The sequence below is a fragment of the Reyranella massiliensis 521 genome, assembly GCF_000312425.1.
GTDB lineage: Bacteria > Pseudomonadota > Alphaproteobacteria > Reyranellales > Reyranellaceae > Reyranella > Reyranella massiliensis.
The window spans coordinates 3,875,991-3,891,456 of sequence record NZ_HE997181.1; the positions used below are offsets into that span (position 1 = coordinate 3,875,991).

Sequence of the window (15,466 nt, forward strand, 5' to 3'; positions counted from 1 at the left end):
CGGAGCGGTCTTGGCCAGGCGCTTCTGCTTCACAAGCAGTTCGAGCGCGCGGTAGCGGCGGCCGCCAGCGGGAACCTCGAACATGCCGGTCTCCACGCCTTCGGCGTTCACCACGGGACGGACATGGATGCTCTGGATGAGGCCGCGGCGGACGATGGACTCCGCCAGCTCGTCGATGGAAACGCCGGCTTTCACGCGCCGGACGTTGGACTGGCTCAACACCAGCTTGTTGAAGGGAATGTCGCGCGAGGACGACAAGGTGATCTTCTGAACGGCAGTAGCCATCGGGATGTACTCCGCGACGGGCGGCCGAAAGCCTCTCTCTCGGCCTCCAACCCGTCACGAAATCCCGTTCCCCCTCTTACTCTCTCACCCCGAACCGCGAACGCTTGAGTAAAGCCTGTCCCCGCGGGGAAACGTAAAGCCTGAAAGCCGCCTTCACGCCTCCACGTATTTGCGCATCAATGGTCGCCGTGCCGTGACTGAGCGGCCTGATAGAGAATCCGCTCCGCCACGCGGATGCTTCCGGCCTGCCGCGCGGTTTCCGCCCAAACGGAGATCGGGAAATCCCCCGTGAAGAGAATGTCCCGTTCGATCCCCATGCCGAACGGCAGGCGGAGCGACGACATCTCCTGCAGCGAAAAGGAGCCAAGCTCGGGATGGCCGAGATCGGCCAAGCCGAAGAGCGTGTCGCCGTCCTCGTCCAGTTCGGTGGCGAGCCAGACGCCTTCGCCCAGAGGGTTGAAGAATTTCACGACCGGCGCATGGTCGGCATCACGCCGGCGGCCATTGGCGAGTAGCTGCTTACGCAGTTCGTCGGTCAGGAGGATCATGCTGCCCTCCTGTCGCAATCCGGACTGAACATCTCGGAGCGATCTCCGGCGTCCACGTCAAGGTATGCGAGCAGCCAATCAGCGGCCTTGCTAGCCTGAGACGCGGCGCGCACGATGGCGCGATTGTCCTCGCGCAGAACCTCGAGCCAGGAGCCGATATAATCGGCGTGGCGGACGGTCGGGACGATGCCGAGTGAGGCGCAGCAGAAGGCGGCGTTCATTTCGGCCACCAACTCCTCGAACGCATATTTCTTCGTGCCGAAGGAGCCGGAGAGATCGCGGCCGAGTCGGGAGGCATGACCTGTGGCGTGGCCGAGTTCATGCAGCGCGGTCCGGTGCCAATTGATCGGTTCGAAATAGGCCTGCGGCGGCGGCACCTGCACATAGTCGTAGGCGGGGACATAGAAGGCCCGATCGCCGCCGATGCGGAAGTCGATTCCCGTCGCCCGGATCAGCGCCTCGACCCTCGGCTCGATCATGCCCGGCGGCGGGGGCGGCGCTTCGACGGCAAGATCTTCGGGCAGGCCCTCGCACTGCGCCGCATTGAAGACCGTGAAGCGCTTCAGAAATGGAATGGAGGCAGCCTCTTCGCCGGCCTCGCGCGCGCGGCGCTGTTCGTCCTCGGGCACAAAGCGGTCGGCGTAGACGACGGTCGTGCCATGCTCGCCCTTCCGGACGTTCCCGCCGAGCGAGAGCGCCTGGCGAAACGTCAGCCACTGCTGGGAAGGAAAACCGTGCTGGATGACGGCGCCCCAGAGGATCAGGACGTTGATGCCGGCATACTGGCGCGAGGTCGCCGCGTTCCTCGGCATGGCGAGCGGCGCCTTGGCCGCGGCCGTGCCCCAAGGCTGGACCCAGGGAAGCCGGCCTTCCTCTAGCTCGGCGATGATCTTGTTGGTGATGTCGTCATAGAAATTGGTGCGGTCGCCGGTACGACGCGCGGCGCGATCCATTCTGGCCATCGGGATAAACTCCACGACGGGCGCCGGGAGCCTCTCTCCCAGCCCTCAACCCGTCACGGAAGATCCGTCCGCACTCTCGCTCTCGGGGCGTTGCGGGGTGTCCCCGCAGAAGGGGTCGGCCGAGACCGTGGCTCGGCCGCAGGGAAGGCTTTCCCCCTTCAATCGATCCCTCGTGGCGACCGGAGCTACGAAGGACGGTTGGGTAGAGTTTGAAAGCTTTGTGGCCGTTGAAAAGTGTCAGAAACTCGCATATGTTTCTGACAGGAGAATGGTGGTGCAACGTCTGACCGAACAGATTCTGGCGCACGCCGAGACGCTTCCGGAAGGAACGCCGCTGGCGGCAAAGAGCCTTCTCCACCTCGGCAGCCGTGCTGGGGTGGATCAGGCTTTGTCGCGTCTTGCGGAGCGAGGGCAGCTGATCCGTGCCGGGCGCGGCGTGTATCTGCGCCCGATTAAGAGCCGGTTCGGCGCCCGCGCGCCTTCGGTGGAACAGGCCGTCGAGGCGCTGGCGGTGCAGCGTGGGGAAGTCATCGTGCCGAACGGCGCGGCTGCCGCAAACGCGCTGGGCCTGACGACGCAGGTGCCCGTTCGCTCCGTTTATCTCACCTCGGGTCGGAGCCGCACGATGACCTTGGGCAAGCAGCTCGTCGAACTTCGCCATGCGCCACGCTGGCAGCTTGCGCTCGCCGATCGTCCCGCAGGCCAAGCGGTTCGCGCTCTGGCCTGGCTCGGGCCGGAGAAAGCGGAATCGGCGCTGAAGGCTCTGAAACGAAAGCTGCCGCCGACGGCGTTCGGCGAACTGGTGGCCGCCGCGCCGCAGTTTCCGACCTGGCTTGCCCGAAGCGTCGGCAAGGCGGTCCATGGCTGATCCCTTTCTGTCCATGTCGGCGGCGGACCGTCGTGACGTGCTGGGCGTGGCCGCCGATCGTTCAGGGCGGCCCGCCCATCTGCTCGAAAAGGACGTTTGGGTCGTCTGGGCGTTTCAGACAGTCTTCGGATCCGCGCTCAGCGATCATCTCGTCTTCAAGGGTGGGACATCGCTTTCAAAAGCCTACGGCGTCATTCAGCGTTTTTCGGAAGATGTCGATCTGACCTACGACATCCGAGCGATCGCGCCCGATCTGGTGGGCGACAATGGCGACGCCCTGCCGGCAACGCGCAGCGAAGAGAAGCGCTGGTCGAAAGCGGTGCGCCACCGCCTGCCGGAGTGGATTTCGGGCACGATGCAGCCCCTGCTCATCGACGCCATTGGAGCGCAGGGCGTTTCGGCGGCGACGCGGGTCGAGGGCGAGAAGCTCTTCATCGACTATGAAGCGACCTCAACCGGCTCCGGTTATGTCGCGCCGAGCGTCATGCTGGAATTCGGCGCCCGCTCGACCGGCGAACCCGCCAGCGTGCGTGATGTGGTCTGCGATGCGGCGGCCCTGGTCGAAGGCGTGACGTTCCCGGCTGCGTCGCCGCGGGTAATGCACGCCGAGCGAACCTTTTGGGAGAAAGCGACCGCAATCCACGTCTTCTGCTTGCAGGAGCGGCTGCGCGGGGAGCGGTTCGCCCGCCATTGGCACGACGTCGTCCGCCTCGATGACGCGGGCATTGCCGCTACGGCGGCGGCAGATCGTGATCTCGCCCAGGCCGTAGCGCGGCACAAAAGCATGTTCTTTGCGGAGAAGGCGGCAGACGGCACGCTTGTCGACTATGCGGCCGCCGTCAATGGATTGCTGCAGCTCGTGCCGAGCGGAGAGGCGCGCGCAGCTCTGGCCTCGGACTACGGGCACATGGTGGAAGACGGATTGCTGCTTGAGGACGCCGAGCCTTTCGAGGTGCTGATCGAGCGATGCGCAGACATCGCCGGACGGACGAACCGCGCGGCGAAATAATAGGAACTGGGGGGAAAGCGTGGGGCTATACGAGAGGTGGTGTGAAGCCACCAAGGAAAAGGACAAGCGCAAGCACTATTGGACCTATGTGGAGAAGGATGGCGGTCGTGACGAGATCAGCGCCGATCTCGCGAAGACCATCCGCTCCCATTATGACCGGCTCGAGCGCATCGCCGAGGATGTGGAGCGGCTCGGATACAAGATCGCCGCCAAGATACTGAGCGAGGCGATGCCACAGACGGACAAGGGCCGCTCTGGCGACCTTGGCGAAATCCTGGCGACAGAGTTGGTAGAAGAAGAGATCGGCCTGCGTGTCCCCGTGCGCCGCCTCCGCTACAAGGATGGCCGCAACATGGCCATGCGCGGCGATGACTTCATCGGCGCCGGCTATGGCGGCCAGGACGAAAAGCTTTGGCTCCTGAAGGGGGAAGCCAAAAGCAACAAGAAGCTCGGCAAATCCACCGTCACAAGCGCTCGCAAGGTGCTTGATCGCGACAATGGCCGCTGCACGCCGGACTCGCTGCTGTTCGTCGCCAACCGTCTCCTGGAGAGCAACGATCCCGACGAAAATGCGCTGGGCCGCGACCTCCGCGATGAGGTGGGCGTGAAGTCGCTGCGCGCCGATCGCATCGACCACATGCTTTTCACCGTTTCCGGCAACGGCGCGCATGCCTCGCTGAAGGAAGACCTCGACGCCGCCGGCACCAATCGCGACCACTATGTCGTGAACATACACGTCGAAGATCATCAGGACTTCATCGCGGCCATGTACGAAGGGGCGCAAGACCTTGGAGACGCCTGACGAGCTGACCGCCTTCCTGGCCACCGCGACCGTCGACGGCATCCTTGGCCGATTGCTCTATCGTGGCGCTGCGTGGTCGCTGATGCGGGAGGCGGGCGTATTGCCTCAGACCGCCCCGCCTTTGGGCGCCACAATCGAAACCGACCTCGCCGAACACGGCTTCGCCTTGCTTCGGGGCGCCATGGCCTTGCGTGCCCAGACCGGCGCGTCAGACTTGACGAACAAGGCTTTCGAACGCGCGGCCAACGCCTTCGAGGCGCTGGTGAGAAACGGTGATCCCGAGGCACCCGATCGCGGCTTCCGCCGCACCATCGCGGCTGCCGCCTATCACTTGGCCGGCTTCTCGGCCGTCGCCTATTCGCTGTTCAACGAGACGGCTGAAGATCTCAACGCATCGCCCGGCGAAACGGCGATCCGTCATCTCATCCTGCGCGATCTCGATCAGTTGCGCGGCTTCGTTCGCGACTGGCTTGGCGACGAGGCCCACGGCGACGAGCAGATGGGCGAGGCGCTTGGCGGCGATGAGCCCGACATCGACGACGTATTGTCGACCATCCTGAATACGACGATTTGCCGGGCTCTGGCCTACTTCGACTTCGCGCTGGAAACGGGGGAAGAGGAGCCGATCGACTCCGCCCGCGATCTGCTGGCCACTGCGGTCAGCCTCGCCGGCAACGCCGGGAATGTCCCGTTGTGGTGGATCTCGAATCTCTGCCGTCACCTGATTGACGACCTGTGGCAGCATTCGTTGCACCGGAATCTGCCAACGGAGCCACCCGCTGGAACGGAGGAGAAATATCCGGACCTCCGGCGGCTGTTCATCGGTTCGCTGTACGCCCGCAAAACGTCCGAGGTGGAGCTTTGGCCGTCCCAACGCGAAGCCGCCCGGCGATCTACCGATGTCACCGACGACCTGGTCGTCGCGCTTCCCACCAGCGCGGGGAAGACGCGCGTTGCGGAAATCGCCGCATTGATGACCTTGTCCTCCGCGCGGCGGGTGTTGATCGTCACGCCGTTGCGCGCGCTGTCGGCCCAGACCGAACGCTCCTTTCGCAAGACTTTCGCGCCTCTCGGGTTCAGCGTCTCCTCGCTGTACGGCGCCAGCGGTCTTTCGGCAGGTGACGAGGATGCACTGCGCACCCGCGAGATCATCATCGCCACACCGGAGAAACTCGACTTCGCGCTTCGGAGCGATTCCTCCCTGATCGATGATGTCGGTCTGATCGTTCTCGACGAGGGTCATATGATCGGGCCCAGCGAGCGCGAAATCCGCTACGAGACGCTGGTGCAGCGTTTGTTGCGCCGCGCCGACGCGGCCGATCGCCGGATCGTCTGCCTGTCCGCCATCCTGCCGAGCGGCGACGAGTTGGACGACCTTACCGCCTGGATACGCTCCGACGAACCCGGCGAGCCCGTGCGTTCCGACTGGCGACCCACGCGCCAGAGGTTCGGCGCCCTAACTTGGCGCGGCAAGGATGCGCTCCTGCGGCTTGACCTCGACGATGGCGGTCCCTTCCTCGACAAGTTCGTCGAGGAGAAGCCGGCAAGAGGCCGGGAGAAGAATCCGTATCCTCGGAAGAACTCACACCTCGCCCTCTTTGCGGCGTGGGAATTCGCAGGTCAGGGGAAGCGCACCCTTATTTTCTCCACCCAGGCCAACTGGGTCGAGAGCTATGGCAAGCAGGTCGTTGACCTGTGTAAGCGCGGCTATCTCGACTCCCTGCTGGAGGACGAGGCGCCGATCGCGCGCGCGCTGGAAGTCGGCAAGGAGTGGCTGGGCGAAAACCACCCGGCCGTTGCCAGCCTCAAGGCCGGCGTCGCCATTCACCACGGACGTCTGCCGAGTCCATTCCTGCGCGAGTTGGAAGTCCTTCTGTCCGAGGGCGTAGTGAAAGTGATCGTCGCCTCGCCGACGCTCTCCCAAGGGCTCAACCTCAACGCCGCTGTCCTGCTCGTGCCCGCGCTCTATCGTGCCGGCGAGAAGATCAAGGGCGAGGAGTTCGCAAACGTCGCAGGCCGGGCCGGGCGTGCCTTCGTCGATGTCGAGGGCCTGATCGTCCATGTCATGTTCGACAAGACCGATTGGCGAAAGAAGGAGTGGAGGAAGCTGGTTGCCTCCGCCAAGGCCCGCACGTTGAAAAGCGGCCTCATCCAGATCGTCGCCGAGATCCTCGAGCGCCTGTCGCGAGAGGGTGTGCTCGATCGCGATGACGCCTGGGAGTATCTCGCCAATTCCCGGGAGGCGTGGCGATCGCCCGACGAGGAGGCCGAAGTGGCTGAACGCCTTGCCGCCGCCGTGGAATACGACGCCGACGGCGACGAGAACGATGACGAGGACGAGAGCGAGGCTGACGAAGAGGAAACGATCGACGAAGAGCCGTTGTCGCAGATTGTCGAGCGCCTCGATGCGACCGTGTTCGGCCTGATCGAAGCGCTGGATGCGGATCGCGCCGATCTCCCGAAGTTGCTGGACGAGGCCCTCAAGGGATCACTCTGGGCTCGTCAGATTGCGCGCGAGGAAGAGGACGTCGCACCCCTGCACAAGAAGGTCTTCGAAGCACGCGCCGACCTTATTTGGAAGACCACGACCGAGCAGGCGCGCCGCGGTCATTTCGCAATGGGCGTTGGGCTCGAAGCGGGGCTCTCCATCGACGCGATGGCCGACGTGCTGGCCGAGCTGGTCGACCGGGCCGATGGCGCTGCCCTGAGCGGCGACGTCGACGAACTCGCCGACGCTCTCGGCGGTCTGGGCGAACGTCTGCTGTTCATGCGCCCCTTCATCCCCGACAAGAAGAACGCGCTGCCAGCCAATTGGAAAGCCATCCTGCGCGCCTGGATTTCCGGGGAGGAAGTCTCCAAGATCGGGCCACAGAATATGCGGGCGGTCGAAGAGGCCTTCACTTATCGCCTGGTTTGGGCGCTCGAAGCCATTCGCACCCGGCGAATGTCTCTCGGCTGGTCGCCGGAGACGGTGGCGGGCGGCGCGGCGGCAGTAGTCGAAACGGGCGTACCGCAATTCATGATGGCGATGCTGATTCGCGCCGGTCTACCTTCGAGGACAGCAGCCATGGCCTCCATCAACGAAACCAAGCCAATGTTTGTGACTCCGGCGGAAATGCGCGCATGGCTTGAATCCGATGAAATCACAGCCTTCACGGATTTGGGCGATTGGCCAACGCCCGAAACGGCGGCATTGTGGGCCCGTTTCAGGACTGAGGCGCTCAGTGGTGGGATTCAGAAATGGTCAATCTATCGCAACCGACGTTTGCTCGATGTTCCCGTTGAATCAGCACCTCGCGCAGGGCTTTACCGAATTATCACTGATGAAGGAGATGGGAGGACTTGGCTAGCGACGCCCGACTATCAGCGGCTCGCTGCGTTTAGGAAGCATGCTGTTGATCCGAAGCCTAGCTTGCTTTCAGGTAGGCTTCCAGAGGGCGTCAATCTTGTCGACGTCTTGCGCGTTGGCCGGGGTAAAATGCGATGGCCACCCGCGAATGCTTGAGGTGGTGAATTGCTCTGGTGCAAACAGGCAAGAGAAAAATGCGGGATCTGTGGGTCAGTAGCCAAAGAAACGCCCGCCGCAACAGAAGAGTAGCAAGACATTCCGGACGCATTCGATAAAAAATAGTCTAGAGGACGCCGGAATGTGAAGGCATTATAAAAGTGGGGGCGGCATGATGAAACATTGGGAGGAAGCCGTCGATGCGCAGGAAACGACAGCTTCGAACCGATCAGGAGTAGTAATAAATGGACTGCGCAAACGACGCCTTAGCGGCGAACTTTACGAACGCGACCCAAAGATAGAAGCGCTCATCGCCGAATTGGCGGTCCTGCCGCGCGACGAGTTGATCGCCAGGGCAGGAATCATGAAGCGCTCGGACCCGACCTACGTCCCTAGCGAATGTCTCGTGTACTTCATTCGCGCGAGCCGTCGCGACAACAACGAGGCGTGGTTCGAGCGCCTCTATCGGATTCTGATTGAACGGGTGCTACGCTGTTTACCCAGGTCGGAAAGCTCCGACGGCAAAACTGAATCGCTGACGCGCGGGGTTGTGCGAGACAAGGTTTTCAGCAGGTTCGTCGAGCTCCTTTCAGCGGATCGCGCCACCTATATCGACAAGCTCGACTACTTCGAGGTGCGCTTTGACGGCGCGGTTGCCAGCCTGCGGCGCGACGCGCAGGAGCAGGCTTGGCGCGACGAGAACCGTTCTCAGGCCCTCGAATATGACGACAGCGGTGAGCTATCCCCCGAAGTCGAGGCGGCCGCAGGGGCACACGACCCCTTCGCCGCGTCGGATTTGGACGATGCGGCTTACCGGTTGCGCCTGGATGCAGCGATTGAGGCTCTACCGACAGAACAAAGCAGGATCATTCAGATGATGAGACAGGGCTTCCCCATCGACTCCAAGGAGCCGGACGTCATGACCATCTCCAAAGTCTTAGGCCGCTCCGAAAAGACCGTCCGAACCTACCGCGACAAGGCCTTCGCCGCCCTTCGCGCCGCCATGGGCGACGGAGAAGAACGGTGAGCCCCGCCGGCGAACGTCCATCACGCGAGTCCGTGCTCGACGCGTTTGCGGTCGAGAACGACCCTGGCCGGTCGACCCTTGAACGCTATTTGGGACTTTACCCGGAATATGCCGGGGAGCTCATAGACCTGTCGCGCGAACTCAGCCGCGAAGTATTTGACGACACAGCTCCGCTTTCCGATGCCGATCAGGCCTTGATCGATGCTGCTTGGTTGCAACACTCAAAGGCGGTGCCGGGAGCGACAGCCGACCCTTTCGCGGCACTGACGGTCGATGACTGGCGCACCGTCGCCCAGCGTCTGGACCTGCCCCGGCAGGTTGTGACTGCGCTGCGCGAGAGACGGATTTCTCTCGCTAGTATCCCGCGACGCTTCCTGGCGATGTTGGCAGAGGCGATGCGCAGCTCTGTCGCGCAGTTGGAGTCGTCCTGGGGCTCGGCCCAGTTGGCCGGGGCGCGCAGCTATAAGGCTGACGATAAGCCGACCGCCGGCGAGCAGGTCACCTTCGAGGAAGTGTTAATCGACGCCGGCGTCCCGGCCGACAAGCGCGCCCGGCTGTTGGCGGAGGCAGACTGACATGGACGGGGTGGAGCTCGCCAGGCAGGTCGCCGCCGAGCTTCATGCTCGTCTCGTCGCCTCGGGTGCCGATCCTTGGTCGCCCTATGACTTTGCTGTCGCCGAAGCCAAGCGGCGTGGGATCGATGTCGAACCGACGGCCGTCGGCGCGGCCGTCCTCAACGGCGGCCGCGCGACCTTCGTCGCCGCCGACGATCTGATCCTTCACGAGAGTGCGGGGTCTCGCTTCGAGCAGGCCTTCCTCGTGGCGCACGAGATCGGACATGTCGAGCTCGGCGACGATCCCGATAGCGAGGCGGCGCCAATGATCGATCTGGCCCGCGCGGCCGAGCCATCGCCGGTTGGCATGGATCGGGTGGTCGATTACGGACGCCGGCAGCGTCGCGAGGTCCAGATGGACCTGTTCGCGCGCGAGCTCTTGCTTCCCCGCAACGTCGCGCGAGCGCTGCATGTCGACCAAGGGTTATCCGCCTCGGCGATCGCCGCGAAGCTCGGCGCGCCGTTCGAGGTTGTCGCCCAGCAGATGTTTGACGCCCTGCTCCTCCCAATCGTGCCGCCCGTCACGGCCGCGACGCATGCAGAGCGGCCGCTCAACCCACTCCAAGCCGCGGCCGCGGCGCACCGCGGCGAAGCCTATCTGCTCGAGGCGGGCCCCGGCACCGGCAAGACGCAGACGCTGATCGCGCGTGTCGAAGGCCTTCTGGAGGAGGGTGTCGACCCGCGGCGCATCCTGCTGTTGACTTTCTCGAACAAGGCGGCGGGTGAGATGGCTGAGCGGATTGCGCGCAAGCGGCCCGAGGCCGCGGCTGCAATGTGGATCGGCACCTTCCACGCCTTCGGCCTCGACATTATCCGTCGTTTCCATGCGGAGCTCGGCTTGCCGAAAGACCCGCGGATGATGGATCGAACCGAGGCCGTCGAGCTCCTCGAGGAGGAGTTCCCGCGCCTGAGGCTCGCCCACTACCGTAATCTCTACGATCCGACTCAGATCATCGCCGAGATGCTGGCCGCCGTCTCGCGGGCGAAGGACGAGGTGGTCAACGCCGAAACCTACGCAGCGCTTGCCGACGCCATGCTTGCCAAGGGGGCGGACTCCGGTACACGCGAGGCCGCCGAACGTGCCGGAGAGGTGTCCCGCGTCTATGCCGCCTATGAACAGCTCAAGCGCAACGCGCATTGCGTCGACTTCGGAGATCTTGTCGCCTTGCCCGTCAAGCTGCTTGAGGCTGAGGCGGCCATCCGCGCAACGCTGCAGGCGCAGTATGACCACGTCCTGGTCGATGAGTACCAGGACGTGAACCGCAGCAGCGTGCGCTTGCTGAGCGCGCTGCGGCCAGACGGGCGCAATCTCTGGATGGTCGGCGACGCCAAGCAGTCGATCTATCGGTTTCGGGGTGCGTCATCTTTTAATATGACCCGGTTCGGGAAGGAGGACTTTCCCGGCGGTAAGCGTGGGCGATTGAAGCGCAACTATCGCTCGGTGCCGGAGATCGTCGCCAACTTTTCCAGTTTCGCGACCACGATGCGCGCGGGCGACGCGGACAGCGGTCTTGAAGCCGATCGCAACGGCAATGGCCAGAAGCCCGAGCTGCGCACGGTGCAGCGCGCCGAGCAGCAGCAAGTGGCCCTGGCCGACGCGATCGAGGCGCTTCGCCGCGAGGGACATGCCTATCGTGACCAGGCGGTGCTCTGCACCGGCAATGAGAAGCTTTCGACCATCGGGCAGGACCTCGAACGGCTCGGCGTGCCCGTGCTGTTTCTGGGCAGCCTGTTTGAGCGGGCTGAGGTCAAGGATCTCCTGGCGTTGCTCTCCGTCCTTGTCGATCGGCGCGCCATGGGCCTAGTGCGCATCGCCTGCTGGCCCGATTTCAGGATGTCCTTCGCGGACGTAGCGACGATCTTCGAGTATCTGCGGGCGGCCGACCAACCTTCAGGCGGTTGGCTCCAGCACATCGAGTCGATCCCCGGCGTCAGCGACGCCGGGCGCCAGGCCCTCGTCAAGCTCGCGGCCGCACTCAGCGGCTTCGACCAAACGGCGTCGCCCTGGACCGTGCTCGCGACACTGCTGCTTGATCGCACCCGTGTCGCAGCGCGCCTTGGCGTGTCGGAGGATCTCGCCGATCGCACGCGCGGCATCGCGATCTGGCAGTTCCTCAACTTCCTGCGGGTCCAGCCGGCCGGCCGCGGCCTGCCGATCACGCGTGTGCTCGATCGCGTGCGCAGGCTTGTCCGTCTCGGCGATGATCGCGACCTGCGCCAGTTGCCCGCGGCCGCCCAGCATCTCGACGCCGTGCGTTTGATGACGATCCATGGCGCCAAGGGCCTGGAGTTCGGCGGCGTCCATCTTCCAGGGCTCAACAGCGACACCATCCCGCGCACGCCGCCGGCGCCACCCTGTCCGGCGCCCGATGGCATGATCGCGGGCGCCGAAGGCAGTGCGCTGGAGGCCTTTCGCGCGGGCCAAGCCGAGGAGCAGGAGTGCCTGTTCTATGTGGCTCAGTCTCGCGCCCGCGACCGCCTGATCCTTTATGCGCCGACCGAGAAGAGCAACGGCCACAATCGACCGCTATCGCCCTTCCTCGATCGTCTCGGGACCAGCTTGACGCGCCGTTCGGTCGTGCCGGCGCGACTGCTTCCGACGGCGGCGGAAGCCCAGGGAATCGAGTTGATCGTCGATGGACGGCTGCAGTTCGGGGCCGCGCAAATCGCCCTTTATGAGTCCTGCCCGCGCCGCTTCTTCTACACGCATATCTTGCAGGTGGGCGGGCGGCGGACCGCGACCGCCTTCATGCACCTGCACGAGGCAGTGCGCGTGGTGGTCGAGGAGGTGATCACTTCGGATAGCCCTATGACCGAGCGCGACCTGGAGGACCGCACCGACTCGGCGCTTGCTGGCCAGGGGCTCGCCGATCATGGCTATCGTGCGGAATTCCGCGACTTGGCCCTAGCGATGCTGCGCTTTCTCCTTGCCGATCGCGCCGATGCGGTCGCCGAGGTTCCGGCCGCGCTCAGCCTCAATTTCGGCGGCGAGCAGATCATCGTTCGGCCGGACGAGGTGCTGGTGCGGCCTGACGGCGTTCGCGCCGTGCGCCGCATCCGAACCGGCCACAGGCGGTCGGCCGAGAGCAAGGATGTCGGCGCGGCGGCGCTGATGCTGGCGGTCCAGCAGGCCTTCCCTGGCGCCGTCGCCGAGCTTGTCCATCTCTCCGACGGCGAGGCGCATGCGCTCGCCTTGTCAGATCGGGAGCTGAAAGGTCGCAAGGATAAGCTTGCCAAGTTTCTCGGCGACATCCGCGCTGGGCGGTTTCCGGCCGAGGTCTCGTCGCGCACCTGCCCGAATTGCCCCGCCTTCTTCATCTGCGGGCAGACCCCCGACGGCCCCCTGCAAAAAAAATTCGCCTGACCTTACCGGTCGGCGGATCCCGCCCCGATTGGAGCCTTAGAGCCGCGGCGTCGCCTCGGCCAAACCTAAGGACCCAATCTCATGAACACCGAAGAACTTCTTGATTACGACGACCTCGGCGACGCCCTGCGCGAAGGCCGGGCGCTGCGTCCGGCGCGGGGGTATCGCTTTCTCCTCGCGCAGGGCGATCTCAACTTCCAGTCCCGTCAGGTGAGCGATCCGGTGCCGCTCGGCCGTCAGTTGCTCGAGGCCGGCACCCTGGACCCGCGGGACGGCTACAGCCTGTTCGCGATTCTGCCCTCGGGCGACTTCGAGGACGTGCGGCTGAACGAACCCTTCGACCTGCGCGAGCACGGCGCTGAGCGGTTCGTCGCCTTCCTGACGGACCGCGATTTCAAGCTCACTCTCAAGTGCGACGAGCTGCGTTGGGGTAAGCCGATCATCAGCGGCGCGGTGCTCTACGGCCTCGCCAAGCCCGGCGAGGGAGAGGCCGTCTTCCTCGAGGTCCCCGGCGGCGAAGATCGCCTGATCGAGCATGGCGAGCTGATTGATCTAGCCGAGCCCGGCATCGAGCGGTTCATCACCGCGCGGGTGACGTTTGAGATCATCGTCAATTCGCGGCCGCGGACGGTGAACGCCCGTACGGTCACGTTCGAGCAGATCGTCCAGCTCGCTTTCCCGGGCCAGCACGAGCCGAACGTCGTCTTCTCGATGACCTACCGGCACGCGGCGTCGACGCCGCACGCGGGCGAACTCGGGGCTGGCGGCTCGGTCGACGTCAAGAAGAAAGGCACGGTGTTCAATGTCACGCGAACTGTTCAGTCGTAATCCCGACCTCAAGCGGCTGCGGGACGAAGGCTATTTCGTCCTGCGGCAGGGCGGGCATCTCGTCATGCGGGAGGTGCCCTATGTCGATGCGCGTCGCGAGGTGCGCATCGGCACCCTCATCTCGAGCCTCACGCTGGCCGGCGATGCGACGCGCAGGCCCGACACCCATGTTGTCCATTGGGACGGCGACTTTCCGTGCCGCGCCGATGGGACGCCTATCCAGGGGATCTCGCATCAGGCCGGAGCCTTCGACCTCGGTCACGGTTTGAAAGCCACGCACAGCTTCTCGAGCAAGCCGGATGGCGGCTACACGGACTACCACCACAAGATGACGAGCTACGCGAACATCATCGCGGGCCCGGCCGCGGTGCTGAAGCCCGGCATGACCCCCCGCACCTTCCGCGAGCCGGAAGAGGAGGAGGACAGCGTCTTCAACTATGTTGAGACCGCCTCCGACCGTGTCGGTATCGGCATCCTGACCGAGCGGCTCGTCAACGAGCGGGTCGCCATCATCGGCTGTGGTGGCACCGGCGGTTACATCCTGGACTTCGTCGCCAAGACGCCGGTCCGCGAGATTCGGCTCTTCGACAGCGACGAGTTCCTGACCCACAACGCCTTTCGGGCGCCGGGCGCGCCGACCCTGGAGGGGCTGCGCGAGGCACCGAAGAAGGTTGACTATCTGAAGCGCATCTACAGCCGGATGCACCGCAACATCGTGGCGCACGATGTCGAGCTCGGGGCCGACAACCTGCACCTTCTCGAGGGCGTCACCTTCGCGTTCCTGTCGCTCGACGCCGGCGAAGCGAAGCGGTTGATCGTCGAGAAGCTCGAGGCGAGCGGCGCCGCATTCGTCGATGTCGGCATGGGCCTCGAACTCGACGAGGGATCGCTCGGCGGTATCCTGCGGGTGACCGCCAGCACGCCGGAGAAACGGGATCATGCGCGCCAGCGCATCTCCTTCGTCGGCGGTGGCGCCAAGGACATTTACGCATCCAACATACAGGTCGCGGATCTCAACGCTTTGAATGCTGTCCTCGCGGTCGTGAAGTGGAAGAAGATTCGTGGCTTCTACCGTGACCTCGAGCGCGAGCATCACTGCACCTACACCACCGACGGCAACATGCTCATCAATGGGGACCTCGCGTGATGAGGCACAAGCGACTCGATCATCGTTTCGTCGAACACATCCCTGAGCGCCTGGACCCAGGCATTCTCTATGTTTCGATGGAATATGCGACATCAGCCCATAGCTGCTGCTGTGGTTGCGGCGAGGAGGTTGTCGCGCCCTTCACGCCGACGGATTGGAAGATGACGTTCGATGGCGAAACTATCTCGCTTCGGCCGTCGATCGGCAATTGGACCTTGCAGTGCCGGTCACACTACGTGATCGACCGCGGCAAGGTGATCGAAGCCGGCCCTTGGAGCGACGAGCAGGTTGAAGCTGAGCGTCGTCGTGATCGCGTTGCCAAAGCGCGATATTATGGACAGTCGCCGACGGTCGAGCCTCCTATTCAGGCCGCTCCGACCAGCGCAACACCAAACTTCTGGCGCCGTGTCCGGGACTGGTTGTCTCGTAAGTTATAGCGCCAAGCCCGGCGGCGGACATGCCGTCGGGCTTAGCGCGTTTCTGGTGTTAAGCTTGCCCCGGCCGATG

At 64.3% G+C, this 15,466-nt stretch carries 13 protein-coding genes; 10 read left to right on the top strand and 3 right to left on the bottom strand.

All coding sequences use genetic code 11. From position 1 onward, the window contains the following. The 3 genes from BN60_RS18860 to BN60_RS18870 all read right to left on the bottom strand — a co-directional run. On the bottom strand, nucleotides 1-285 hold a 285-nt coding region (locus BN60_RS18860; RefSeq protein ID WP_043284111.1), incomplete at its 3' end, for a ParB/Srx family N-terminal domain-containing protein. Nucleotides 286-461: 176 nt separating this feature from the next. Then, entirely contained in the window at nucleotides 462-833 is a 372-nt protein-coding gene (locus BN60_RS18865; RefSeq protein WP_020697687.1) for a DUF2958 domain-containing protein, read from the bottom strand. After that, nucleotides 830-1,795: an ArdC family protein gene (locus BN60_RS18870; RefSeq protein WP_043284114.1), complete on the bottom strand. Its 966-nt coding sequence runs from the start codon at nucleotides 1,793-1,795 to the stop codon at nucleotides 830-832. The genes BN60_RS18865 and BN60_RS18870 overlap by 4 nt, the downstream gene beginning before the upstream one ends. A gap of 274 nt (nucleotides 1,796-2,069) precedes the next feature. Here BN60_RS18870 and BN60_RS18875 point away from each other — a divergent pair, with 274 nt between their 5' ends. The 10 genes from BN60_RS18875 (at nucleotide 2,070) to BN60_RS29930 (ending at nucleotide 15,396) form a co-directional block, all read left to right on the top strand. Beyond that, nucleotides 2,070-2,663, top strand: a complete 594-nt coding sequence (locus tag BN60_RS18875; RefSeq protein ID WP_043286151.1) for a DUF6088 family protein — start codon at nucleotides 2,070-2,072, stop codon at nucleotides 2,661-2,663. Continuing rightward, complete coding sequence (locus BN60_RS18880) at nucleotides 2,656-3,672, top strand: nucleotidyl transferase AbiEii/AbiGii toxin family protein (protein ID WP_020697690.1); 1,017 nt, start codon at nucleotides 2,656-2,658, stop codon at nucleotides 3,670-3,672. The genes BN60_RS18875 and BN60_RS18880 overlap by 8 nt, the downstream gene beginning before the upstream one ends. Before the next feature lie 19 nt (nucleotides 3,673-3,691). After that, the gene (locus BN60_RS18885) at nucleotides 3,692-4,474 is read left to right on the top strand and encodes a HamA C-terminal domain-containing protein (RefSeq protein ID WP_020697691.1); all 783 of its coding nucleotides are present in this window, start codon (nucleotides 3,692-3,694) and stop codon (nucleotides 4,472-4,474) included. Then, nucleotides 4,461-7,979 carry a DEAD/DEAH box helicase gene (locus BN60_RS18890; RefSeq protein WP_020697692.1) on the top strand — a complete coding sequence of 1,173 codons (3,519 nt, stop codon included), beginning with the start codon at nucleotides 4,461-4,463 and terminating at the stop codon, nucleotides 7,977-7,979. The genes BN60_RS18885 and BN60_RS18890 overlap by 14 nt, the downstream gene beginning before the upstream one ends. A 172-nt stretch (nucleotides 7,980-8,151) precedes the next feature. Beyond that, nucleotides 8,152-9,006 (top strand): RNA polymerase sigma factor, encoded by an 855-nt coding sequence (locus tag BN60_RS18895; protein ID WP_020697693.1) that lies wholly within the window; start codon nucleotides 8,152-8,154, stop codon nucleotides 9,004-9,006. Between the two features lie 32 nt (nucleotides 9,007-9,038). Continuing rightward, complete coding sequence (locus tag BN60_RS18900) at nucleotides 9,039-9,581, top strand: hypothetical protein (protein ID WP_245539833.1); 543 nt, start codon at nucleotides 9,039-9,041, stop codon at nucleotides 9,579-9,581. 1 nt (nucleotide 9,582) lies between these two features. Then, nucleotides 9,583-12,984: a UvrD-helicase domain-containing protein gene (locus BN60_RS18905; RefSeq protein ID WP_020697695.1), complete on the top strand. Its 3,402-nt coding sequence runs from the start codon at nucleotides 9,583-9,585 to the stop codon at nucleotides 12,982-12,984. An 81-nt stretch (nucleotides 12,985-13,065) separates the two neighbouring features. After that, complete coding sequence (locus BN60_RS18910; RefSeq protein ID WP_020697696.1) at nucleotides 13,066-13,812, top strand: multiubiquitin domain-containing protein; 747 nt, start codon at nucleotides 13,066-13,068, stop codon at nucleotides 13,810-13,812. Further along, nucleotides 13,787-14,959, top strand: coding sequence for a ThiF family adenylyltransferase (locus tag BN60_RS18915; protein ID WP_020697697.1), 1,173 nt, complete (start codon nucleotides 13,787-13,789; stop codon nucleotides 14,957-14,959). The genes BN60_RS18910 and BN60_RS18915 overlap by 26 nt, the downstream gene beginning before the upstream one ends. Next, complete coding sequence (locus BN60_RS29930) at nucleotides 14,959-15,396, top strand: ubiquitination-like system serine protease family protein (RefSeq protein ID WP_347270097.1); 438 nt, start codon at nucleotides 14,959-14,961, stop codon at nucleotides 15,394-15,396. Before BN60_RS18915 ends, BN60_RS29930 begins: the two co-directional genes overlap by 1 nt. Nucleotides 15,397-15,466 lie beyond the last annotated feature (70 nt).